Source organism: Marinobacter sp. LV10MA510-1 (assembly GCF_002563885.1).
Classification (GTDB): Bacteria; Pseudomonadota; Gammaproteobacteria; order Pseudomonadales; family Oleiphilaceae; genus Marinobacter.
Window position 1 is genome coordinate 2376564 of sequence record NZ_PDJA01000001.1, and the last position, 23739, is coordinate 2400302.

Annotated in this window: 21 protein-coding genes; 10 read left to right on the top strand and 11 right to left on the bottom strand. The window is 55.7% G+C overall.

Translation table 11 applies throughout. The features are described from left to right. Nucleotides 1-41 precede the first annotated feature (41 nt). A complete protein-coding gene (locus tag ATI45_RS11355) occupies nucleotides 42-962 on the bottom strand; it encodes a LysR family transcriptional regulator (protein WP_098421728.1) in 921 nt (306 codons plus the stop codon). A gap of 147 nt (nucleotides 963-1109) precedes the next feature. On the opposite strand from ATI45_RS11355, the gene metE reads away from it, so the two are divergent. Continuing rightward, nucleotides 1110-3407 (top strand): 5-methyltetrahydropteroyltriglutamate--homocysteine S-methyltransferase, encoded by a 2298-nt coding sequence (gene metE, locus ATI45_RS11360; RefSeq protein WP_098419598.1) that lies wholly within the window; start codon nucleotides 1110-1112, stop codon nucleotides 3405-3407. Nucleotides 3408-3444: 37 nt separating this feature from the next. On the opposite strand, the gene cpdA is transcribed toward metE, so the two are convergent. The 3 genes from cpdA to ATI45_RS11375 are packed head-to-tail and all read right to left on the bottom strand — an operon-like array spanning nucleotide 3445 to nucleotide 5362. Beyond that, a complete protein-coding gene (gene cpdA, locus ATI45_RS11365; RefSeq protein WP_098419599.1) occupies nucleotides 3445-4269 on the bottom strand; it encodes a 3',5'-cyclic-AMP phosphodiesterase in 825 nt (274 codons plus the stop codon). After that, nucleotides 4266-4745, bottom strand: coding sequence for a DUF1249 domain-containing protein (locus tag ATI45_RS11370; protein WP_098419600.1), 480 nt, complete (start codon nucleotides 4743-4745; stop codon nucleotides 4266-4268). Before ATI45_RS11370 ends, cpdA begins: the two co-directional genes overlap by 4 nt. Next, nucleotides 4742-5362, bottom strand: coding sequence for an NUDIX domain-containing protein (locus ATI45_RS11375; RefSeq protein WP_098419601.1), 621 nt, complete (start codon nucleotides 5360-5362; stop codon nucleotides 4742-4744). The genes ATI45_RS11370 and ATI45_RS11375 overlap by 4 nt, the downstream gene beginning before the upstream one ends. A 238-nt stretch (nucleotides 5363-5600) precedes the next feature. Here ATI45_RS11375 and ATI45_RS11380 point away from each other — a divergent pair, with 238 nt between their 5' ends. Beyond that, a complete protein-coding gene (locus tag ATI45_RS11380; RefSeq protein ID WP_098419602.1) occupies nucleotides 5601-6986 on the top strand; it encodes a TolC family outer membrane protein in 1386 nt (461 codons plus the stop codon). Between the two features lie 30 nt (nucleotides 6987-7016). On the opposite strand, the gene waaA is transcribed toward ATI45_RS11380, so the two are convergent. After that, complete coding sequence (waaA, locus tag ATI45_RS11385) at nucleotides 7017-8270, bottom strand: lipid IV(A) 3-deoxy-D-manno-octulosonic acid transferase (RefSeq protein WP_098419603.1); 1254 nt, start codon at nucleotides 8268-8270, stop codon at nucleotides 7017-7019. A gap of 144 nt (nucleotides 8271-8414) precedes the next feature. Here waaA and lpxL point away from each other — a divergent pair, with 144 nt between their 5' ends. The 4 genes from lpxL to ATI45_RS11405 are packed head-to-tail and all read left to right on the top strand — an operon-like array spanning nucleotide 8415 to nucleotide 12463. Further along, a complete protein-coding gene (lpxL, locus tag ATI45_RS11390) occupies nucleotides 8415-9365 on the top strand; it encodes an LpxL/LpxP family Kdo(2)-lipid IV(A) lauroyl/palmitoleoyl acyltransferase (RefSeq protein WP_098421729.1) in 951 nt (316 codons plus the stop codon). Next, the gene (locus ATI45_RS11395; RefSeq protein WP_416376667.1) at nucleotides 9334-10299 is read left to right on the top strand and encodes a mitochondrial fission ELM1 family protein; all 966 of its coding nucleotides are present in this window, start codon (nucleotides 9334-9336) and stop codon (nucleotides 10297-10299) included. The genes lpxL and ATI45_RS11395 overlap by 32 nt, the downstream gene beginning before the upstream one ends. After that, nucleotides 10296-11429 carry a glycosyltransferase family 4 protein gene (locus ATI45_RS11400; RefSeq protein WP_098419605.1) on the top strand — a complete coding sequence of 378 codons (1134 nt, stop codon included), beginning with the start codon at nucleotides 10296-10298 and terminating at the stop codon, nucleotides 11427-11429. Before ATI45_RS11395 ends, ATI45_RS11400 begins: the two co-directional genes overlap by 4 nt. Next, nucleotides 11429-12463, top strand: coding sequence for a glycosyltransferase (locus ATI45_RS11405; RefSeq protein ID WP_098419606.1), 1035 nt, complete (start codon nucleotides 11429-11431; stop codon nucleotides 12461-12463). Before ATI45_RS11400 ends, ATI45_RS11405 begins: the two co-directional genes overlap by 1 nt. Before the next feature lie 13 nt (nucleotides 12464-12476). Here the strand turns inward: ATI45_RS11405 and ATI45_RS11410 are convergent, their stop codons facing one another. Beyond that, nucleotides 12477-13331: a glycosyltransferase family 2 protein gene (locus ATI45_RS11410; protein WP_228706010.1), complete on the bottom strand. Its 855-nt coding sequence runs from the start codon at nucleotides 13329-13331 to the stop codon at nucleotides 12477-12479. 94 nt (nucleotides 13332-13425) lie between these two features. On the opposite strand from ATI45_RS11410, the gene ATI45_RS11415 reads away from it, so the two are divergent. The 4 genes from ATI45_RS11415 (at nucleotide 13426) to ATI45_RS11430 (ending at nucleotide 18865) form a co-directional block, all read left to right on the top strand. Next, a complete protein-coding gene (locus tag ATI45_RS11415) occupies nucleotides 13426-14847 on the top strand; it encodes a mannose-1-phosphate guanylyltransferase/mannose-6-phosphate isomerase (RefSeq protein WP_098419608.1) in 1422 nt (473 codons plus the stop codon). Further along, nucleotides 14844-15749 (top strand): lysophospholipid acyltransferase family protein, encoded by a 906-nt coding sequence (locus ATI45_RS11420; protein ID WP_098419609.1) that lies wholly within the window; start codon nucleotides 14844-14846, stop codon nucleotides 15747-15749. Before ATI45_RS11415 ends, ATI45_RS11420 begins: the two co-directional genes overlap by 4 nt. 123 nt (nucleotides 15750-15872) lie before the next feature. Next, nucleotides 15873-16814, top strand: a complete 942-nt coding sequence (locus ATI45_RS11425; RefSeq protein WP_098419610.1) for an IS1595-like element ISMrsp2 family transposase — start codon at nucleotides 15873-15875, stop codon at nucleotides 16812-16814. A gap of 44 nt (nucleotides 16815-16858) precedes the next feature. Beyond that, on the top strand, nucleotides 16859-18865 hold the full coding sequence (locus ATI45_RS11430; RefSeq protein WP_098419611.1) for an O-antigen ligase family protein: 2007 nt from the start codon (nucleotides 16859-16861) through the stop codon (nucleotides 18863-18865). 67 nt (nucleotides 18866-18932) lie between these two features. Here ATI45_RS11430 and ATI45_RS11435 read toward each other — a convergent pair whose 3' ends face one another. The 5 genes from ATI45_RS11435 to ATI45_RS11455 form a co-directional block, all read right to left on the bottom strand. Next, nucleotides 18933-19874 carry an IS1595-like element ISMrsp2 family transposase gene (locus ATI45_RS11435; protein ID WP_098419612.1) on the bottom strand — a complete coding sequence of 314 codons (942 nt, stop codon included), beginning with the start codon at nucleotides 19872-19874 and terminating at the stop codon, nucleotides 18933-18935. Between the two features lie 62 nt (nucleotides 19875-19936). Continuing rightward, a complete protein-coding gene (locus ATI45_RS11440) occupies nucleotides 19937-20728 on the bottom strand; it encodes a glycosyltransferase family 25 protein (protein WP_098419613.1) in 792 nt (263 codons plus the stop codon). Next, entirely contained in the window at nucleotides 20728-21798 is a 1071-nt protein-coding gene (locus ATI45_RS11445; protein ID WP_098419614.1) for a CDP-glycerol glycerophosphotransferase family protein, read from the bottom strand. The genes ATI45_RS11440 and ATI45_RS11445 overlap by 1 nt, the downstream gene beginning before the upstream one ends. Continuing rightward, nucleotides 21799-22917: a glycosyltransferase family 4 protein gene (locus tag ATI45_RS11450; protein WP_098419615.1), complete on the bottom strand. Its 1119-nt coding sequence runs from the start codon at nucleotides 22915-22917 to the stop codon at nucleotides 21799-21801. Then, entirely contained in the window at nucleotides 22914-23630 is a 717-nt protein-coding gene (locus ATI45_RS11455) for a 3-deoxy-D-manno-octulosonic acid kinase (RefSeq protein WP_098419616.1), read from the bottom strand. Before ATI45_RS11455 ends, ATI45_RS11450 begins: the two co-directional genes overlap by 4 nt. Between the last annotated feature and the right edge of the window lie 109 nt (nucleotides 23631-23739).

Below are 23739 nucleotides of genomic sequence, written 5' to 3' on the forward strand. Positions count from 1 at the left end.
GATTGGCCGCATTTTAGCTGAATAACCGACGTCTCGTCTGGCTAATTCGTCAATCCAGCGTCTAGCGCGATGTCGTTTCGGCGAACCTCTGTGGCCAGCTTCAGAAACGCGCTGAGGTAATCCACATTGCGGTCGCGCTCGCGACAGCCCAGAAAGATCTGTTTACCAATGCCCGTTTCGCCCAGTTGCACCGGCACAATAGCCATACGTTGCTGGTACTCCTGCACCAGCCAACGTGGCAGCGCCGCTACACCGCGGCCGGCGGCGACCATTTGCAACATAATGTCGGTGGTTTCGATGGTTTTGTGCCGCGCCGGGCGAATGTTGGCCGGCAGTAGCAGGTGGGTGTATACGTCCAGGCGTTCCACCGCCACCGGGTAGGTGATCAGAATTTCTGGTTCCAGATCCTGCGCGCTGATCCAATCGTTGTGTGCTAATCGATGGCCACTGTGCACCACCAGCACCTGCTCGTAATCAAACACCGCTTCAAACACCAGGCCCGGCCGATGCAACGGGTCTGGCGTTACCAACAAGTCAATATCATGGTCAAACAGCGCACCAATACCGCCAAACTGAAATTTCTGTTTTACGTCTACGTCAACCGTGGGCCAGTGCCCCAGGTAAGGCCCCACTACTTTTAACAGCCATTGATAACAGGGATGGCACTCCATACCAATGCGCAGAGTGCCAGCCTGGCCGCGGGCGAGCTGATCGATTTGCAGTTCAGCGTGTTCGAATTGCGGCAGCAAACGGTTCGCCAGAGCCAGCAGGTATTTGCCGGCCTGGGTCAGCTGCAGTTGCCGGCCCTCGCGCAACCATAAAGGCGTGCCGAGCTGCTGCTCCAGTTTACGGATGGAATGGCTCAGCGCCGACTGGGTCAGGTGCAGGCGTTCGGCAGCGGCGGTCAAGGAGCCGCCCGCGTTTACCGCCCGCAGAACTTCCAGATGGTTACGTTCAATCACAGATATGCCCAATCATAGCTCAGCCTAACGTGAATAGAATTCATGGATATGTGAAATAATACCATTATTTTTCATAACTACTCGGGGGTAATGTGGTTGCTCATAACCAACAGCAATCAAAACACACACTTTATTCCGGAGATGAACATGGCCATTACCCACAACCTGGGCTTTCCCCGCATCGGCGCCCGCCGCGAACTGAAATTTGCCCAGGAAGCTTTCTGGCAGGGCAAAATTGACGCTGGCGAACTGCAGTCTACCGCAGCCAATTTACGCGCCAAACACTGGCAGCAACAAAAAGCGCAGGGGCTAGATTGGGTGCCGGTGGGGGACTTTTCTCTATACGACCAGGTTCTGGACATGAGCGCTACCCTGGGCAACCTGCCCGAGCGCGCTAGCGCCACCGACGGCACCGAGCTGGACCATTATTTCCGCGTGGCCCGCGGCCGCTCCGCCAGCGACAGTGCTTGCTGTAACATTCATGCGGGCGAAATGACCAAGTGGTTCGACACCAACTACCACTACATCGTGCCGGAGTTTCACGCCGACACGGAATTTAGTCTGAACGCCGATCGCCTGGTAGCGCAACTGACAGAAGCTCGTGCCCAAGGCGTTGCCGCAAAACCGGTTATTCTTGGCCCGGTGTCTTATCTATTACTTGGCAAGAGCAAAGACGACAGCGACCGCCTGGCCCTGCTGGACAAACTGCTGCCGGTGTACGGCCAACTGCTGCAAACCCTGGCGGACAATGGCGCCAGCTGGGTGCAGATTGACGAGCCGGCGCTGGTCACCGAACTGGACAGCGACTGGCGCCATGCTATCACTCTCGCCTACCACCAGCTCAAATCCGCACCGGTAAAGCTGCTGCTAACCACTTACTTTGGTGAACTGCGGGAAAATCTGCAGCTGGCCTGCGAGCTGCCTGTAGCAGGCCTGCATCTGGACGCCGTTAGTGCACCGGCGGAAGTTCAACGCCTGGTTGACTGGCTGCCCAGCCACAAGGTTCTGTCTTTAGGAATCATCAGCGGTCGCAATATCTGGAAAACCGACCTGACCGCAACACTGGACTGGCTGGAGCCAATACAACAAAAACTGGGCGATCGGCTATGGCTGGCGCCGTCCTGTTCACTGCTGCACGTGCCGGTGGACCTGGCACAGGAAACCGAGCTGGATGCTGAAGTACGCAACTGGCTGGCCTTCGCCCAACAGAAACTAGAAGAACTGAACCTGCTGGCCCGCGCCTTAACCCACGGCCGCGACACCGTTGCCGCAGAGCTTTCCGCCAACGCTCAAGCGCGGGCCAGCCGTCGCCAGTCACCGCGGGTGCACAATCCAAAAGTAGCCGCATCGGTGGCGGCGATCACGCCCGAACTGGGCCAGCGCAAGAGCCTGTTTGGCAAGCGCATTGCCCTGCAACAGCAGCTCTTGAATCTGCCGGCCTTTCCAACCACCACCATCGGATCTTTTCCGCAAACCACTGAGATTCGCCAAACCCGACTGCAATTTCGCAAGGGTGAGCTGGATGTCGCCGCTTACCAGGAGCGCATTCGCGAGGAAATCGCCCACTGTGTCCGTCAGCAGGAAGAATTGGGACTGGATGTACTGGTGCACGGTGAAGCCGAACGTAACGACATGGTGGAGTATTTTGGCGAACAGCTAGACGGCTATGTGTTCAGTCGCTTCGGCTGGGTGCAGTCTTACGGTTCCCGCTGTGTGAAGCCACCGATTCTGTTCGGTGATATCTCGCGGCCAAAAGCGATGACGGTAGACTGGATAAACTACGCCCAGTCGCTCACCAGCAAACCGCTTAAAGGCATGCTGACCGGCCCGGTCACCATTCTGAACTGGTCCTTTGTGCGCGACGATCAACCCCGCCGCGACACCTGTTTGCAGCTGGCGCTGGCGATTCGCGAGGAAGTGCAGGACTTGGAGGCAGCTGGTGTGAAAATCATCCAGATTGACGAAGCCGCGCTGCGCGAAGGCTTGCCATTACGCCAGACCGATTGGGACAGCTATCTTCAGTGGGCGGTAGACGCGTTCCGCATAACCGCTAACGGTGTGAGTGATCAAACCCAGATTCACACCCATATGTGCTATTCGGAGTTCAATGACATTATCGCTGCCATCGCCCGCATGGACGCCGACGTGATTACCATTGAAACATCCCGTTCCGACATGGAATTGCTGAACGCCTTCAAGAACTTTGATTACCCTAACGATATAGGCCCGGGTGTTTACGACATTCACTCCCCGAACATTCCGCAGATGGATCAGATTACCGGCTTGATGAACAAGGCAGCAGAACGTATTCCGGCGCAGCGGTTGTGGGTAAACCCGGATTGCGGCCTGAAAACCCGCCGCTGGGAAGAAGTGCAGCCAGCGCTGCGGGCCATGGTGGACGCCGCCAAGGAGCTGCGCCAGAAACTGGCAGAGCAAGCCGCTTGAGCCGGGTTGAGTAGGCAGGGGTCTAGTAGGTATTAGCCTAGTAGCCCCCGCTGTCGCGATCCAGCACTACCTTGAAATCCAGCGCCCGGTGCACCTTGGTGGTGAACGCACCGGCGCTGCCCAACTCGAGCCATCGATACCCCGGCGCCCGCTCTTCAACCGAAAACTCACGGGCGCCCGCGGTAAACTGAATACAGGTTGACGGCGTGCCTAACAGACGCACGCCGTTTTCCTGCCGGTCCACTTCCTGATGAATATGGCCCCAGGTAACCACCCTAACCTGTGGATGGCGATTAATAATCGCCCAAAAAGCGTCACGATTGTGAAGGCCAATATCGGCCATCCAGTTGGCGGTTATATCCACCGGATGATGATGCAGAGCTATCAACGCCGGCAACCGGGGATTAGCTATCAGAGTTGCGTCTAGCCATTCCAGCTCTTGCCGGGTTAACTCGCCGTGCACCTTACGCGGTACCGATGAGTCCAGCATCAGAATCTGCCAGCCGCCCTGCTTCAGGTGTTTGCGTTCGGCACGGTAGCGCCGGGCAACCGGCCACAGCCGCTCGGTATTGTCGTGGTTACCCGGAATCCACAGGCTGTCGCAATCGAATCTCGCCAGCCCCTGCGCCAGCGCCTCGTAGGCATCAACGCTGCCATCCTGCGCCAAATCACCGGTGGCCAGCACCAAATCTGGCTGACCACAACGTTTCAGTACGTCATCAATCACAGCGGCCAGACTGTCGCGAGTGTTCATGCCAAGCAACTTACCATCGCGGTCGGCTTTCAGGTGGGGGTCTGTCAGCTGCAGAACTCTTAGCGGTCGCTGCTGCGGCGGATCTTGGAATAAAAGTTGAGTCGTCACGGGACAGAGGATCTCCAGACCGCATACTCCATTGGCAGGTGGCCAAAACGCAGGCAGTAATCCAGCCAGTCAGCCAAAAAACTGTTCACCTGCACTTTCTCGTCGGGGTGGTGCATATAGCGATTGGGGTAGTCGTTCACCGGCGCAATCTGGCGGTCACGGTAGCAGCTGATCACTTCCGCCATATTGGCGTCATGGTAAACCCGCACGGTCATTTTCGGATTGTTCAGCCAGCGCCCGGCGTTGTGCACCTGTTCAAGCAGCAGGGTTTCGGTAAAGCGCGCGGTTTGCAGAATTTCTATACGCACCCGGCCTAAATACTGGTGTTCGCGGTGAAGCTCAAACTCTGCGACGGGCTGGCCGTCGGCTTCCAGCTGGCGCAGCTTATGCAGCCTTTGATAATTACCATCACCTAAAGCGCCCAGCTGCCGCAGGTCTGGCACGTAGCGTTTGGGTTTTATGGTCCACTGATTCATCGATTCATACCTTCCCGCAGGCGCGGGCGATTCAGCTCCAACCATTGCAAAGCAATAATGGCGGCGGCATTGTTGATACGACCGTCCTTGACCATCGCTATGGCGTCTTCAGCAGCCAGCACGTGAGCGCGAATGTCCTCGTGTTCGTGTTCAAGGCCAAACAGACCGCCAGCGTTCGCACTGCTGATTTCTCCATAATACAGGTAAATCATTTCGGTGGTGCCTCCGGGCGACACCAGATAACTGCAGATCGGGTCCAGGCGCTTAAAACTCAGGCCGGCTTCTTCGTCGGCTTCGCGGTGGGCCACGTCTTCCGGGTTTTCACCCTCTTCGTTCATGCCCGCCACCAATTCCAGCAGCCAGGGCGACTGGTCGCGGCCGATTGCTCCCAGGCGAAACTGCTCCAGTAATACGACTTGATCGCGCTGCGGATCATAAGGCAGCACGCAGGTGGCGTCGCCGCGAACAAACAGCTCACGGGTGAAGGTGGGCATGGTCCGGCCGTCAAAACACGGATGGCTCAGCCACAGTTTGTCCATGCGGAAAAAACCCTGAAACACGATTTCACGCTTTTCGATACTGACGTTGCTGGCTTGAAACTGGAACGGTTTGGTCATGGGTTGCCCTAAGCTAAAAACAGTTATGAAAGATAATCGCTGGCCAGCGCTGATTGCAAGTATGGTGTAAGGCCGCATCTATAAAATCAGTGTTAAGAGCTCAATTGAGCTGGAACACGATAATACATGCCTTCTACAACGGTAGAGCTACCGGCGATAATTGGCCATAATGGGGCATGCAGATTTGCTTGCCATCAAGCGGGCACTCGCCCAAGCGCACAGGTTTTCAGGAGATCAAATGAAGAAACAATTGCTATCCGGGCTTATCGGCCTTTTTGCGGCGTCGCCCGTGCTTGCCGTGGACCTGATTGAAACCTACGAAAAAGCGATCTCTTACGACTCCGGAATTGCGTCTGCCCGCGCCAGTTTTGAAGCCCAGCAGGCGGCCAGCGATATCAGCCGCAGCAAATTGCTGCCGCAACTTGGCGCCTCCGCTGACGCTAATTATACGGATAGCGATGGCCCGTCACAGAATGTGGACTACACAACCCTGGGCCTTGGCCTGCAGTTGACCCAGCCGGTGTTTCGCGCCGATGCCTGGTTCAACTACGATGCCAGCAAATTCCAGACCGACTCGGCTCGCGCCCAGTACCATCTTGCCCAGCAGCAGCTGATTCTGGATGTGGCCTCAGCCTATTTTGACGTACTGCGGGCGCAAGACACAGTGACCACCCTGCGCGCCACCGAAACCGCTATACAGCGCCAGTACGACCAGGCCCAGGAACGCTTTGATGTGGGTTTGATTGCGATTACCGCAGTGTATGAAGCTCGCGCCACGTTTGATGACAGCCGCAGCCAGAGAATTGCTGCGGAAAACAGTCTTAACATCGCCCGTGAGCAGTTGGCACGTTTGACCGGGGAATACACAGAGCAGCTTGAAAATCTGCGCCAGAACTTCCCCCTAAACCCACCCGAGCCAATGAACCCGGATTTGTGGGAAACCACCGCGCTGGAGCAAAACTGGACCATTCAGGCGGCCGTGTTTGACCTGAAAGCCAGCGAAGAAACTTTGAAAGCGGCCAAGGCAGGGCATTATCCAACGGTGGATTTTCAAGCCTCTTACGGCACGTCCAAAATCGGCGGCCTTGATAGTAGCAGCCAGAGAACTGAGCAGCGCAACGGCACCACCACCCAGGGCGTCATTGGCTTCCAGCTAAACGTTCCGCTCTATTCTGGAGGTGGCATTCAAGCCGGTGTGCGCCAGCAGCGTTCTTTGCTGACGGTGGCCGAAGAGTCGCTGAACACGGTGCGTCGTGACGTTCGCGTAGACACCCGCAGCCGTTTTTTGACCATCAACAACAACATCGAAACTGCGTCGGCTCTGGACCAGACCATCATATCGCGACGCAGCGCATTGAACGCCACCCGTGCCGGTTATGACGTCGGCACACGTAACATTGTAGAAGTGCTGGAGGCCGAACGCGCTTACTATGTCGCGCTGCGAGACTTCGCCAACGCTCGCTATGACTACGTGGTGAACTCGTTACGGCTTAAGCAGTCGGCTGGCACCCTAAGCCCGCAGGATCTGGTAGAGCTGAACAACTGGCTGAGCGCAGACGCACCGGGCATCGAAGCCCTGGCCAACGACGACACAACCTTAAATAGTCAAACAATGGGCCAGTAAGCCGGTAGCCGTATTTGTCAGCCGACGGACCTAAACCCGCTGGCTGATGCCTGCCACCACACGGTCCAACGCGCCTCGGTTACTTTCCACTACCGCCAAGGCGCGCTGACCGCTTTCATGCAGCGCCTGTTGATTATTTAACAGCCGAACCAGACAAACCACCAACTCCCCAGCAGACTCTACAATGGTCACTCCGTCGTGCTCCCGCAGGCGCTGATAGATCGACTCGAAGTTGAATACGTGGGGGCCAGAGGTCACCGGTATCCCCCAGGCCGCCGGCTCCAAAGGATTATGACCACCGCGCTCAATCAACGAGCCGCCAATAAAAGCAAGATCGCTGGCGCCATAGAGCATCATCAGTTCGCCCATGGTGTCGCCCAGATACACCTGGGCAGCAGCGGGGCTATCGTTCAAAGATCGGCGGGCTAGCCTGAAGCCTGCCTTTGTAACGGCGCTAGCGACCAGTTCGAAACGCTCCGGATGGCGCGGCACTATAATCAACAGAGCACTGGGCAAGGTTGCCAGCAGTTGCCGATGCGCCTCCAGCAATTGGCTGTTTTCGCCGTCGTGAGTGCTCCCGGCAATCCAGACCGGGCGGCCGCCAAACTGTGCTCGCAGCTGCTGCGCCTGAGTGCGCACCCGCGGCTCAATATCTACGTCAAACTTTACGCTGCCGGTAACAGCAATGTTGTCGGCCGATACGCCGATACGACGAAATCGCGCGGCGTCTTGCTCGGCCTGGGCCGCTACCCAGCTGATGCTTTGCATGATCGGCCGGGCCAATCCGCGAACACGCTCATAACCACGAGCCGAACGCTCAGACAAGCGTGCGTTAATCAGAAATATGGGCACCCTCGCCTTGCGGGTCTGGCTGATCAGATTGGGCCAGATTTCGGTTTCCATAATCACCAAAATACGCGGCTGAACCCGTGCTAGAAAACGCCTTACCGAGCCCGGCGTATCGTATGGCACGTAAGCGTACTGCACCTGATTACCAAACATTTTCTGAGCCTGGGCAAGACCCGTGTCGGTCATCGCCGTCATCAAGATGGTGGCATCCGGATTGCGTTCCAACAGGCGCCGCACCATGGGCGCAGCGGCAATCGTCTCCCCTACCGACACCGCGTGTACCCAGATAACAGGTGCGCTGACCGTCGGCGCAAAGCCAAGACGCTGGGCCCAGTTACGGCGCAAGCCCGGAGAATGGCGACCGCCCCACCACAGGCGCAGAAAAATGTAAGGCAGTAGCAGGCGGATCAGTTGGGAATAGATAAATTGCAGCACAGCGGGCTCCGAATAAGGCAGTGCGCTATCATAGACCAAACACCAGCGATTTGCCTTTCACAGCGGCACCCGTTATTGCTAGCGCCTGGGTATGCCGGCGCTCTGGCTCACCCAAAATTTCAAAAACGTGCGAGTTTGACCCTAGTGAAGAATAAATACCGTAAACAACCGCGAAATACGGACTTGAGTGCGTATCGTCACCCACGCTGGTGGCCTACCTGGGCTGCCATGTCTTTTATGTGGCTGTTAGCGCAGCTGCCCTTACGCGTGCAGTGGTGGCTTGGCTCCGGCCTGGGGCGCCTGGTTTTACGCCTGAGTAGCAGCCGGCGGCGCATTACCGAGACCAACATCCGGCTGTGTTTTCCGCAACTCACGGAGCAGCAGCAACGCGAGTTGGTCAAAAAATCGTTTATCGCCAATGGCATTGGCTTGCTGGAAATTGGGGTGTGTTGGTTTTGCGATACCGCCAAACTCAAAGCCATTACCACCTTACATGGACTAGAGCACTTCGAACGCGCGCTGGAAGGTGGCAAAGGCGTGCTGTTGGTCGGCGGGCACTACAGCACACTGGAAATGGGGGGCAGCCTTGCCACCCATTTCATAGAATCAAGCGTCATGCAGCGGGACCATAACAACCCGTTGGTGAACGCGATAATGACCCGGGCCCGTGAACGCCGCTACGGCATGGTGCATGGCGCCCGCGACTTGCGCGGACTGTTTCGCAGTCTGAAAAAGAACCGCGCCGTTTGGTACGCTACCGACCAGGATTACGGACGCAAAGACATCGTGTTTGCGCCTTTCTTCGGGATACCAACCGGCACCATTACCGCCACCTCCCGCATTGCCGAACGCAGTGGCTGCAAGGTGGTGCCCTTCAGCCACTTTCGCCGCAGCGGCAAACCGGGTTACGACATCTATTTTCATTCAGCTCTGAAGAACTTTCCAAGTGGCGACGACCTTGTTGACGCAACCGCGATCAACCAGACTATAGAGCAGGAAATAAAACGCGCACCGGACCAGTACTTATGGATGCACCGTCGTTTCAAAACCCGACCCGATCCAGATGACCCAGGCTTCTATGGCCGCAAGCGCTAACACATCCTGCCCGGTTATCTGGCTGCTAACCGACAACAAACCGGGCCATCGCAACCAACTCAAAGGCCTGGGTAACCGCCTGCGGGTGTTGGCTGGCGCCTCGCTGCACTGGATAGACGTGAGCACCGTCAAAACGCCCTTATGGCGAGTGCTTCTGGGGCGGCCGCCCGCGCTCGACCCTGCTCTACCAAAGCCAGACCTTATCATCGCCGCCGGCTCCGGATCCCATCGCTTACTGTTGGCCCTGCGCAAGATTAAAGGTGCGCGCACACTGGTGCTGATGAAACCGGGCTTCCCACTGCGCTGGGTAAGTGGCGCCATCATTCCCCAACACGACCGAGTGAAACCGGGCCCGAACCTGTTTCTGACTCAAGGCGCGATCAACGCCGTAACCCCCGTTAAAGAACTGAGTACGCAGCCCCGCGGACTCATCCTCGTAGGTGGTCCGTCGGCGCATTTTCAGTGGAACGACGATGCCGTCATGGCGCAGATCCAGGAATTGCTGCACAGCTACCCGCAATGGAGCTGGGTTATCAGCAGCTCCCGGCGAACGCCGGCGAGTTGTTTGCAAGCGCTGGCCGCGCTGGAAACCAACCGGATTCAAGTATTAACACCGCAGGATACCGGTGAACACTGGCTGAGCACCGCCCTGGCGCACAGCCGCTGCGCCTGGATAACGCCAGACAGCAATTCGATGGTGTGCGAAGCGGCAACGTCTGGCGTGCCCACCGGGGTGTTCCAGCTGCCAGCCAAACGCCGCAGCCGCGTTGCCCTGGGCCTGGCCGCCATGCAAGATCAACATCTGGTGGCCACCTGGGATGACCACTACAAGGTTATGACCGCTAGCCCCGGATCGCGTATTCTATTCTGGCAGGCAGACGCAGCGGCGCGCTGGGTTATGACGCACTTTTTGCCAACCAGGCCTAAACCATGAAAATTCTTCAGGCGCTGCCAGCGCTGCACAGCGGTGGTGTAGAGCGGGGCACCGTTGAATTCGCCAGACAGCTAACGCACTTGGGCCACAGTTCCTATGTTGTATCCAGCGGCGGACCCCTGGCGGATATGCTGGAGCAAGAGGGCAGCACCCACATCACCATGCCCATACACCGCAAATCACTGGCCTCATTTGGCCAGATCCGGCCAATGGCGCGGCTACTGAAAGAGGTGCAACCCGATATTGTGCACGTGCGCTCGCGCATGCCCGCCTGGATTATTCGACTGGCGTTGAAAACCTTGGATAAACAACTGCGCCCGGCCATTGTTACCAGCTTCCATGGAATGTATTCGGTAAGCCCCTACAGCGCGGTGATGGCCAGAGCAGACCATATTATTGCGGTGTCGAACTGCGTAAAAGATTACGTAATCAATAATTTTTCTGTGCCCGAGCAAAAAATTACCGTGATTCAGCGCGGTGTCGACGTGAACTATTTCCGCAAGCGCCCGCCTTCCGAGCAGTGGCGCCAGGATTTGTTACAAAACTATCCCCAACTCAGTGATAAGCGCATTCTGATGATGCCCGGGCGAATTACCCGCTGGAAAGGGCAGTTACAATTTTTGGACGTTATGGCTGAGCTGGTTCATAACACCCCTGTTGGAGCAAACGAACGGCCTTACCACGGTATTGTGGTGGGCGGAGCCGAACCGGGTAAGAAACACTTTATGGAAGAACTGACCCAGCGCCGTGCCGAGCTTGGCCTGCAGCAACACGTCAGCTTTCTGGGCCAGCGCAGCGATATGGCCGAGCTGTACCAGCTAGCCGACCTGGTGTGTCATCTGTCCACCAAACCCGAACCCTTCGGCCGTACGGTTACCGAAGCACTGGCGTCCGGCACGCCGGTTGCCGCGTTCAACCGCGGCGGCGCCGCCGAAACCCTGCAAGCCTGCTTTCGCGAAGGACTGGTCACGCCAAACGATGTGTCCGGCTTTGCACAAACAGCTCAACACCTGCTCAGCCACAACCAGCACATCATCGAAATTCCCTACCGCTTCAAACTGCAGGCGCAAACCGACACCACCCTGGGCGTGTATGAACGCGTTCTGGCAGCACGGGAGCGGAAGCGCTAGTGGCCGATTCGAACACTTTGAACATTCTGTTGGTAATGGTGTCGGCAAACCCCGGTGTTGGCGGATTGGAGAAACACACCCGTGAGTTGGCGAACGGCCTGGCAAAAGCCGGTCACCGCGTGACCGTCATCTGCGCCACTGCGCACCAGCATGGACCCGCCCAAGGAATTGGGCATATTACTCTGAACCCAAAACAGTCTCGCTACAACCCTCTGTTATTAGCGAGGCTTTATAAGCAAATTCGCGACGGGAAGTACGACCTGGTGCATGCTCAGGGCACCAAAGCCGCTGCGCTAATAGCAACACTGGCGCGTTTTTCGCACTCACTTGCGCCAGCCCTGGTGGCCAGCTTTCACGGTTTCAAATCCCGCTACCCTGCCTTGCACCGCTTCACCGCGGTGATTGCCGTCAGCAACGCGCTTGCTCAGCACTTACCGTGTGCCAGGGTTCACGTTGTGTACAACGGTCTGCCAGCCGAATACGGCGAGGCAACTCCTTCAGAGATGCTGATAACAGCCGCGCCAAAACCGGTATGGCTTGCGGTTGGGCGCCTGGTCAGCGTGAAAGGTTTCGACTTCCTGATCGACAGCTTTAAAGACGTGAAGGGATGCCTGTACATAGCAGGCGATGGCCCTGACAAAGCGCTATTACAACAGAAAATTCTCGATAACGAACTGCAACACAGAGTTACCTTGCTCGGCCATCGCGACGATATTCCGGCGTTAATGGCCGCCTGCAATGGCGTGGTGATTTCCTCGCAGCGGGAGGGATTTTCCTATGTGTTCGCCGAAGCCATGCTGGTATCAAAACCGGTCATTTCGACCAACGTACCTATCGCCAACGAGTTTCTGCCGGAACAGCATATTTACCGCAGCAACACACCCGACGGTTTCGCCAGCCTGCTGAATGGCGATCTAGACACCGTTTACCAGGATCAGGCCGGTGCCCGGGAACGCGCTTACAAAGAGTTGACGATAGAGGCCATGATCAACAGCACGGTGGCCGTTTATCATAAGGCATTCGTGCGATCTTAAAGTGGCCCTGCCCTTATTCTTTGTTGGCAGCGGCTTCGGCGCTTTTTCTACGCTCAATCTGCGCCAATACCTGAAGTTCTTTCGCTTTTGCCAATCGCATGAAATTTCGATTTGCCGCGATGATAGACAAACTGAGGCCAAACCAGCCGTTCATGAACTGACGGCGTAGCAGATAGTATTTCAGAAATTTCAGCGGAAATTCTCCAAACAATCTCAACGAAGAAATACGGCGACCTTTCGCTGCCAGAAATCTCGCCTGCTCTGACGATAACTGAAGATACTTTTCTTCCATCTGCCCGAGCGTGATAAGCGTTCGGTGAAGTACATCCCCTTTAAGAAACGCAACGCGCCCTTCGCGAACTTGTGGACGATCATTGTTGCTGTCTTTTTCCGGCTTGATCGCGGCTTTTGAACGGCGGTAAAGGCGCAGAATCTTCTTGGGGCGATCATAACGAAAAGGATGTTCCGGATACGGCTGAGACAGCACCCAGCGCATCTGAAAGCCCGCTATATCATCCGCAATCGACGTGGAAAAACGCTCTTTAATATTGTTGACCAAGGCATCAGACAGCACTTCGTCTGCGTCCAGGTCCAACACCCAGTCATTGCGACACAGGCTGGCCGCAAATGCTTTTTGTGAGGCAAAGCCCTGCCAGTGGTTGTGCACAAAACGCGCGCCAGCGCTTTCCGCTATCGTTTGTGTTTTATCGGTACTGCCGGAATCGACGACAATCACTTCATCAGCCCAGCCTGTCACCTTCGCGAGCGATTCAGGCAGGCGTGCTTCTTCATTTTGGGTGATGTAATACACAGAAACCGGAAGCTTGTCAGCGGATTTATGCTGAGGCTTTAATTGTGACTTGGGCAAAAGCAATATAATCACCTCTCTGTGGTAACATTACGCCGATTAACCCTATGTTCATCATGGCGCTTTTGCGCTCAATCAAGTCCGGAGTAAGCTCATGATTTATCCGGTAATTATCGCCGGTGGCACTGGTTCACGACTTTGGCCACTCTCCCGCCAGCTTAATCCCAAACAGTTTCTAAAACTGACGGACCCGAAGCGGTCGATGCTGCAATCCACCGTCGCCAGGCTCAATGGCCTACCGGTGCAGCCGCCGCTGATCATCTGTAACGAAGAGCACCGCTTCATTGCCGCTGAGCAAATGCGCCAGGCGGGCTTTCAGGGTGCTCATATTATACTCGAGCCCTGCGGCCGTAACACAGCGCCGGCCATCGCGCTCGCCGCACTGCAATTGCAAAGGGCCCGCCAGCAAGACGAAGAAGACCCGGTAATGCTGGTTCTTGCGGCAGACCATCTTATTCAGAATGTGCCGGCCTTTCAAAGGTGTGTTCAACAGGCCAGCACTCTGGCACAAGCCGACAAACTGGTGACGTTTGGTATTACGCCAACGCACCCGGAAACCGGCTACGGTTATATTTGCCACGGCGACGCTATTAACGAGCACGGCCACACTGTCAAAGCCTTTGTTGAAAAGCCCGATGTAGAAACCGCAAAATCCTATCTGGAATCTGGCAACTACCTGTGGAACAGCGGCATGTTCATGTTCCGCGCCGGCCGTTATCTGGAAGAGCTGGGCAAACATCGCCCGGATATTCTGGCCGCCTGCGAGGCAGCGATGGAAAACGTTAGCCAGGATTTTGATTTTACCCGTATCAACGAAGCCCGTTTCGCGGAATGCGCAAATGAATCGGTAGACTACGCGGTGATGGAAAAAACCGACGCTGCGGCGGTTGTGGCGCTAGACGCTGGTTGGAGCGATATCGGCTCCTGGTCTGCGCTGTGGGAAGTCAGCCCTAAAGATTCCCACGGTAACAGTACCAGTGGCGACGTGATGACTCTAGACACCCATAATACCCTGGTGCGCGCCGACAGCCGCTTGCTGGCGACACTTGGCGTTGATGATCTGGTGATCATAGAAACCAAAGACGCCGTGCTGGTGGCGCACAAAGACAAAGTGCAGGATGTGAAAAAACTGGTGGCGCAACTGCAAGCAGACGGACGCCACGAGCACCTGAATCATCGAGAAGTTTACCGGCCCTGGGGCGTGTACGACTCCATCGACAGCGGCGAACGCTACCAGGTTAAACGGATTACCGTGAAGCCTGGGGCCAAGCTGTCGGTGCAGATGCATCACCATCGCGCGGAACACTGGATTGTGGTCAGCGGCACCGCCAAAGTTACCAACGGCGAGAAAACCTATCTGGTGACGGAAAACCAGTCTACCTACATCCCTGTGGGACAAGTGCACTCTCTGGAAAACCCCGGCGTGATCAACCTGGAACTTATTGAAGTGCAATCTGGCTCCTATCTCGGGGAAGACGACATTGTCAGATACGAAGACCGGTACGGACGCAAATGAGTAAACTGAAATATTTTCTTATCGCAGGTCTGCTGCGAGTTGCGGGTTCACTGTCCCTTGCCACTGCCCAGCGCCTGGGACGCATGGTGGGCTGGCTGTTGTGGAAATTGCCGACACAGCCCCGTGACGTCACGGCAACCAACTTGTCGATCTGCCTGCCCGAATTAACACCGGCTGAGCGCGCAGAACTCTCAAAGGCGTCATTAGCCAGCACCGGGATGACCATGCTTGAAGTGCCGTTAATGTGGGAGTGGCCGGTCGACAAGTGCCTTGACCTGGTGAAAGACACCCAGGGCCTGGAACTGCTTGACGAGGCCATGGCCGATGGCAGCGGATTGATTTTGCTTGCACCTCACCTTGGCAACTGGGAATTGACGGGGCTGTTTTTTTCCTCACGCTACAAAATGGCCGCGCTTTACAGCCCGCCCAACGTTCCCGAACTTGAAGACTACATGATTAGGGTCCGCGGCCGGTTAGGGTCGGAACTGGTCCGCGGTGACCGCCGCGGGCTGGCAAGGCTTGCTGCACTTCTGCGTGAAGGCGGCGTTGCCGGCATTCTTCCAGACCAATCGCCACGCGGCGCAGGCAACGCCTTTGCGCCCTTTTTCGGCATGGAAGTGAAAACCATGACTCTAGTAGCCAAGCTGATGCAACGCACGGGTGCCAAGGTGCTGATGACTTACACCGAACGGCTCAATAATGCCGAGGGCTTCCGCCTTGTTGTGCGCGAAGCCGAACCGAACCTGGATAGCAAAGATCTGGTGCAGGCCACCACGGCGATGAATCAGTCCATAGAGCATTGCATCCGCAAAATACCGGCGCAGTATCAATGGGAATACAAACGCTTAAGACATCGGCCACCTGGGGAAATCAACCCTTATAATCCCGATCGGGTGTGCTGAAAACGACCAACGAAAAACGCTGGTCGCCGCACACGCAAAACCTTACCTGATTACTCACGTTAATCAGCCACGCTGCCGCCATTTTGGCATACACTGATTATATACAGTACAGGAGGCAATCTCATGGCACGTAACCCAATCCAATTCCAGCCCGGCCTGTCGTTGCCGGCTTTTCTCAAGCAATACGGCACAGAAGCACAGTGCCAGGAAGCCCTTTTCCAGCACCGCTGGCCCAAGGGATTTGTGTGCCCTGACTGCGGCAATGCTACCGGCTGCCGGCTGTCGAGGGGGCATTACCAGTGCCATCGCTGTCACCATCAGACGTCACTGACCGCCGGCACTATCTTTCATGCGACTCACCTGCCGTTGACCACCTGGTTCCTGGCCATTTATCTGCTTACCCAGCGTAAGAGCGGTCTCTCGGCACTGCAACTGTCTCGGGATCTCGGTGTCACTTATAACACGGCCTGGAAGCTCAAACACAAGGTGCTGCAGGTCATGCACGATCGCAACCAGGGAGCGAGGCTCAGCGGCCGCATCGAGATTGATGACGCCTATCTGGGCGGCGAACGGTCGGGAAAGCGAGGTCGTGGTGCCGAGCATAAATTCCCCTTTGTCGCTGCGGTACAAACTAATAGCGAGGGCCACCCGATGCGGGTTCAGCTTCGCCGTGTGAGTGGCTTTACCCTGGCCGAGGTGCGTCGCTATAGCCAACAGGCCATTGCGCCCGGAAGCCACGTTGTCAGCGATGGTCTCAACTGTTTCCGGGCCTTTGACACGGCCACCTGCGTCCACGAGCGCCACATCACCGGAGGCGGTCGTGCCAGCGTGGCAAATCCTGAGTTCAACTGGGTCAACACCCTGCTCGGCAACGTCAAGAACGCGATCACTGGAACTTACCACGCTATCCGGGGGCAGCATGCCCCTCGCTACCTCGCTGAATTCGAATACCGCTTCAATCGGCGCTACGATCTCAAAGCCATGCTTCCGCGGTTCCTGACAGTAGCAGCCCGGACACCGCCTATGCCCTATAGGCTGCTAAAGATGGCTGACTCTTATGCGTAATCAGGAAACCTTATGCCAATTCCAAATATTGCACGGATAAATCTATGACCACACCTAGCCGCTCGCTCATCGCCCTGCTTTTCTGCTTTGGCATTGGCGGAGCGCTTCTGTCGTCGAGAATATTAGCGGCCACAACGCTGCTTATTGCAATTGCGGGTATGGTGATCGGCTATCTTAAGGTTCTTTACAACAACGGCTGGGACAAACCAAAAGAGTTGCGACTGCTGCATTTTGCCTTCTGGTTTTTTGTTCTTGTAAGCACAGTTTCCTGGGCTCTGGAAGGCTTCAGCTACGAAGGTGGCAAAACATTGGGCACTCACGCCCGCTTTATTCTACTTTGGCCACTGCTTCTGGCGCTCACTTACGCACGCATTGGCGCAACCACCGTTTTTGCAGGCACCGCTCTACTGTCGGTGTCGACTCTGGCTTTGCTTTCAGTTGCCCTGATATTCGATCATAGTTCGGTGGAACAGCTATTAAACGGCCGCTTCGGAGGTGGCATCAATCCCATTATCTTTGGCAACATTGCGCTCTTGGGCGGCATGATAACCCTGACCGGCGGTATGTACTTCCTACACACGCAGCGCCAGTCCGCAGGTTTTTTGCTGCTGTTCCTGGGAGCCGCTGCCGTTGTTGTCGCCACGCTCTCGCAAACCCGCAGCAATCTGGTTGCTCTGCCGGTACTTTTGCTGCTGCTGATGCCGCTGCGGGGAAAGCGACTGCGGATTGTCTTAGCCATTGTTATCCCCATTATTATAGCCGTCGCGCTTATCAGCAACGATCGCATGGCGGACTCCCTACGCAACCTGATGCAGCACAACGATCCCGACTCGGGTATTTCCATCAGGTTTGAAGTCTGGGGCCAGGCCTGGCAGATGTTCAGCCAAAATCCGCTGACCGGTGCAGGGCTTGGCGGTTACGGCCGTGGCATAGAGGCCGCCGTAGCATCGGGAGAGTCGCCGGAAGTTCTGCTTCAATGCTGCACCGGCCATGCCCACAGTGACTTTTTCAACGTCGCTGCCACCAGCGGCATTCCAGGAATTCTGAGCTGGGCGCTTCTGTTACTGATACCGCTGGCGCTGTTCGGCCGGCATCTTTTCAGCACGCACAAGCCGAGCGCTCACCTAGCGGTGACCGGCACCATGATCAGTGCCGGCTACTTCCTGTTCGGACTGACTGAAGCCACGTTCAACCGCACACTTTTTCTGACCTTTTACCTGCTGTCGATTTCGGGTGTTGCCGCCGCACTGTTCCACGAGCTCAGCGCATCGTATACCGGGCAGCGATCGGTAAAAGTATCGGCCACCATCATCACCAAAAACGAAGAGCATCATATTGCAGACTGCCTGCAATCGGCGCGGCTGGTGGCGGATGAAATTATCGTTCTTGATAGCGGAAGCACTGACAGAACCGTCGAAATCGCGAAACAGTACGCAGATATTGTAGAGGTGACAGACTGGCCCGGTTTTGGCGTTCAAAAACAACGAGCTCTGGAAAAAGCGACCGGGGACTGGGTATTGTCGCTGGACGCCGACGAACGCATCACCCCTGAGCTGGGCCGTGAAATAAATCACCGGCTCGCCGATCCTGACGCCGATGCGTATAAGCTACCTTGGGCTGTGACTATTTACGGTGCCCGCCTGGACTTCGGCCGCAGTGGACGCGCGCCATTAAGGCTATTCCGGCGCGAGGGCGTAAGTTTTTCCGATGCATTGGTGCACGAGCGCATTCTGATTCCCAAAGGCCGGAAAACTAGAACGCTGCGCGGCAGGCTAACCCATTACACCCACCGCGACTTTGGCCACTCACTAGAGAAAAGTGCCAAATATGCGTGGCTGGGAGCTTTAGAGAAACACCGCAAAGGTAAAAAAACCCGCACCATGCTGTACCCGACCGTGAGAGGCCTGATGACGTTTGTTCAGGTGTACTTTATTCGGTTTGGGTTTCTGGATGGTGCGGTCGGCTACCTAACAGCCGTAACGTACGCGCAGGTTACCTTCAACAAATACGTAGGACTCTGGACGCTAGACCGCCGTTCGAGAAACCCATAGCCGTAACCACGCATCTTCGCGGTTACCCGAACTTTTCTGCTCAATTACCCGCTATTAGTTTTCCTGATTACGCATAAGAGTCAGCCATCTTTAGCAGCCTATAGGGCATAGGCGGTGTCCGGGCTGCTACTGTCAGGAACCGCGGAAGCATGGCTTTGAGATCGTAGCGCCGATTGAAGCGGTATTCGAATTCAGCGAGGTAGCGAGGGGCATGCTGCCCCCGGATAGCGTGGTAAGTTCCAGTGATCGCGTTCTTGACGTTGCCGAGCAGGGTGTTGACCCAGTTGAACTCAGGATTCGCCACGCTGGCACGACCGCCTCCGGTGATGTGGCGCTCGTGGACGCAGGTGGCCGTGTCAAAGGCCCGGAAACAGTTGAGACCATCGCTGACAACGTGGCTTCCGGGCGCAATGGCCTGTTGGCCATAGCGACGCACCTCGGCTAGGGTAAAGCCACTCACACGGCGAAGCTGAACCCGCATCGGGTGGCCCTCGCCATTGGTTTGCACCGCAGCGACAAAGGGGAATTTATGCTCGGCACCACGACCTCGTTTTCCCGACCGTTCGCCGCCCAGATAGGCGTCATCAACCTCGATGCGGCCGCTGAACCTCTCTCCCTGGTTGCGATCGTGCATGACCTGCAGCACCTTGTGTTTGAGCTTCCAGGCCGTGTTATAAGTGACACCGAGATCCCGAGACAGTTGCAGTGCCGAGAGACCGCTCTTACGCTGGGTAAGCAGATAAATGGCCAGGAACCAGGTGGTCAACGGCAGGTGAGTCGCATGAAAGATAGTGCCGGCGGTCAGTGACGTCTGATGGTGACAGCGATGGCACTGGTAATGCCCCCTCGACAGCCGGCAGCCGGTAGCATTGCCGCAGTCAGGGCACACAAATCCCTTGGGCCAGCGGTGCTGGAAAAGGGCTTCCTGGCACTGTGCTTCTGTGCCGTATTGCTTGAGAAAAGCCGGCAACGACAGGCCGGGCTGGAATTGGATTGGGTTACGTGCCATGAGATTGCCTCCTGTACTGTATATAACATCAGCATATACCAGAATGGCGGCAGCGTGGCTGATTAACGTGAGTAATCAGGTAAGTTTTTGTACAACTTTTTCTTTAAAACCAGATTATAAAAAAAACGTCGAACACGTTCGTCCAGCATAAACAGCTCTCGGTTTAAACGAACGAGTATAGGTCGCCGGCCAACTTTTTCATCGTAGCCAATCAACGACTCGAAACCGTAGTCATGGCAAACGAAGGCTGGCTCGATCCCGAGACAGATAACATTGTTTACCCAGTAGCGGTCCATGTGGATATCTACTGGAAGAAAGACCGGATTTGTTGAATATACGAACTTTCGCGCGGCCCGCGGTGTAAGAAAATAACCCATCGCGCTCATCGGGCCTTTAAGGTAACGCAGCACACGAAAACCTTTGAAACCGGATACATCGTAGTGCTTATTGCCTCTGGTCTTATTCTCAAATAATCTTAGACACTCCAAATGACTAGGAAGCTCGGACAAACCGTCTAAAAAGGATTTAAACCCATCCTCATCAAACACAACATCATCTTCAAGCACAATGTAGTTTGTGTTTTCTGCTTCGCAGCGCTTCCATATATTGAAATGACTGGCAAAACAGCCAAGCTGGCCTGGGGTCATCGATTTGCCTTTTGCCCGTAACCTTTTCGGCTCGTCGTAGAAAGCCAATAACGGATTGGGATCTTTGCGGCCGTCAACGCCCCAAAAAAACTCAAACTCAATCTCCGCCTTGCCTAAAGCGCGTTTGATCCGCGCTTGCCGGTCCAGAGAATCTCGGAGGGTCAGGACAATCACCCTGACGACCCCCTCATACTTAACGTGACTCATTAATTTTTACTCTGATATCGCAGTTCTTTGGATAGCCGTCGTCGCACTTTCAGTTTTCGCAACAAGTTTAGGGGCTTACGTTTTAACCCGGCCTTTTTGATAGCGATAAAATCGTCCACTGCATCCAACACGCGCGCGCTTGAGGCGCCATCACGAAAGCTGTGTAAATCATCACAAAGGCTGCGAGCTGCGTTCATTAGCGCATCGGGATATTCCATGGCTTTGGCCAACGCGGGCTCCAGCTCTTCAACGGCATCTACATCGATCAGGTAGGGCCCCGGCATCTTGGTTTTAAAGGTAACAACCGGGCGGTCCAAAAACATGAATTCAAACATAATTGATGAGGTATCACACAGCATAATATCTGCCTGCGGCAGTATAGGCAGCAGATCCTCCTCGCTTTCTATAAATTTTAGATTTTCACCGGCTAGGCTGCGGTATTGCTGCACCACGACCGGGTCCATTTTCGGATGTAGAGTCATAATAAACTGCCAGCGACCACTTGCAGCCAGCTCGGCAATTTTATCCACCAACGCGGGCGCCGCTGTTACCGAACGGCTGAATGTAGAGGCGAAAAACACCACTGGCAGCTCACCCTCCGCGCGCTCACGCTTTCCCGTAACAGACTGCGACATCAGCGGGTCTAGCTTTGGCCAGCCGGTATGGGCCACGGCAAAATGCTTGTACTGCTGCGCCAGTGCCTGAAACTTTGCGGTATCGCTGACTGCGTGCGTGCAATACAGATCAAACCAGCCCCTTATGCGGTAATGGTCACTTTCGTCTTCACTGCCGTGGCCACGCTTGTTGCGCGCCATGCCGTGGAACACTTCAACCTTGATGCCAGGGAAAAAATAGGGAACCCAGTCACCGGGAACAAACGTTGCGGTGGCCTGGTAGGCCATCACATCTGCGACGGTTTTCAAGTGCTGCTCGTCTGGTCGCAATGGCTCAGCTGAGCAGCCCGCTACAAACCAGGCGGCTTCGTCGCCACGGCGGCGGATTTCATCCTGCAGAGGCCGCAAAATAGAGTAAGAATAAGGCTGATTGACGAAAAACAGATATCGGCGCATTCAGTGGCTGCCTACCAGGGAGCGGTATAGCTCCGAGGTTTCACGCACGGTTTGTGAGGTATGAAAATGGTTTCCGATGCGCGCCTGAGCGGCTTGCCCAAACTGTTTTGTTAACTCCGGATTGCGATAGAGCTGCTCTATGGCTGCGCCAAGAGCATCAGCATCCTTTGGCGGAACCACAAGTCCGCTAACACCCTTTTCCACTAACTCGGGCATGCCACCAACATGGGTGACAATGGGCGCCACACCGTAGGCCATGGCTTCAATCACCGCTCTTGGTAGCCCTTCTCTTTCGGTGGACGGCAACACAAACACATCGCTGGCAGCGGCAATGGCCGGGGCATCATTACGATAGCCCGTAAAATGAATACGGTCCGGGTGCGCTGACTGGCTGACTTGGGCCTGCAATTCGGCGTTGTCGATGGCATCACCCACCAATACGAGGTGCACCTGCACATCCGCCGGCAACTTACTGAAGGCGTCGATCAGAACATCGTAACCTTTGCGCGGGTTGTTTCGCCCGGTGCTACACACCACGAAAGCTCCGGCGGGCACTCCAAACTGCGTCAGGTCCGCCGGCTCGGCCTGATACCAGCTCAGGTCATGCCCTTTGTAAATGCGAATCAGCTTGCTAGCAGGCACTCGCAGCCACAAAAATTTCAGGCTGGAAAAAAAGTCTTTGATGGCGTCGGCCACGCACACAATTTTGCTGACCCGGGGATGCAGGAAAGTAATCCAGGACTCGGGATTTAAAAAACTGACGTTACCAATAACGCCTCGGTAGGCCACCACTTTAATATCGGTGCCCCTCGATGCTCGCAATCCGCAGGCTAACGCACGGGGGTTGTAGGCATGAATAATGTCGTAGTTTTTGGTGTTTAACTGCTTCTGAATAGCGGCTATACCGTCTTTATCAAAGCGGCTTTTTAAGGCCATCGGCTGAGCAACCATTTTTTCGTCAACCAGGCGCTGATAATTGCGGCCTTGGGAATTACACATCACATCCACATCAAAACCGGCGCGTTTGAGACCGATAAATAGCTCGGTTTCAGGGCGATCACAGGCATCGGTCAAGCACAAAACGGCCAGCAGCGCTTTCGGTTGTTGTTCGTCAGTCACGCGGTAACACTCCCGTTATAGCCATGTTCAAATGCACTCCAGACCTTATTCAATACCTGCTCACCGGCGATTTTTTTGATTGAGCGGGCCAAGCGTTTGAGGTTGCGATTTTTCCAGCCGTTCGAGCTATTGGGCGGCATGATGCACCCCTTGTCAAAATCAATCAGGAAGAACTCGTTGCCACGTACCAGTACGTTAAAGCAATTCAGGTCTGCATGGCACGCACCGGCATCGTGGAAGCGCCGTACAAGCTGCCCTAACCGGCGCCAGTCAGCATCTGAGCGGGTATCAATCAGGTCCGCCAGCGGTGCTGTGTTTGCAATACGCTCGACGATGATTGCCGCCTGATACCGCAGAACAGGCAATTTTCGGTAATAGGCGGCGATCGGTTTCGGAACCGGAAAGCCCTGAGTTGACAACAGCATCAGCATGCGAAACTCCATTATAGAGCGCACACGATCTTCCCCGGTAAAGGCGTAAGTACAGAGAGACAGCCGTGATGCCAAACCACCGCGCAGGTATTCACGCAGAACGTAGTCGCCGCCATCGGCGTCAAGAAACCAGGCTCCTCCTCGCCCTCCGCTGCCCACAAGCTCCGCACGATCGCCCCATTGGGCAGAGTCAAACCAGTCAAATGTTATTCTGTCAGCCAATTTGGGATGCATCAGCAATACACGTTGCATATCCCGCTTGAACACTTCCGCTTCCGCCATGAAACCTCGCTAACTGCCAACAAACAACTCTTTACCAAGCATTGAGGCCGTCGCGACCTTGGCTGGCAAGTAATATAGAATAACGCTTAGTTTATCAACGAACCGCCGC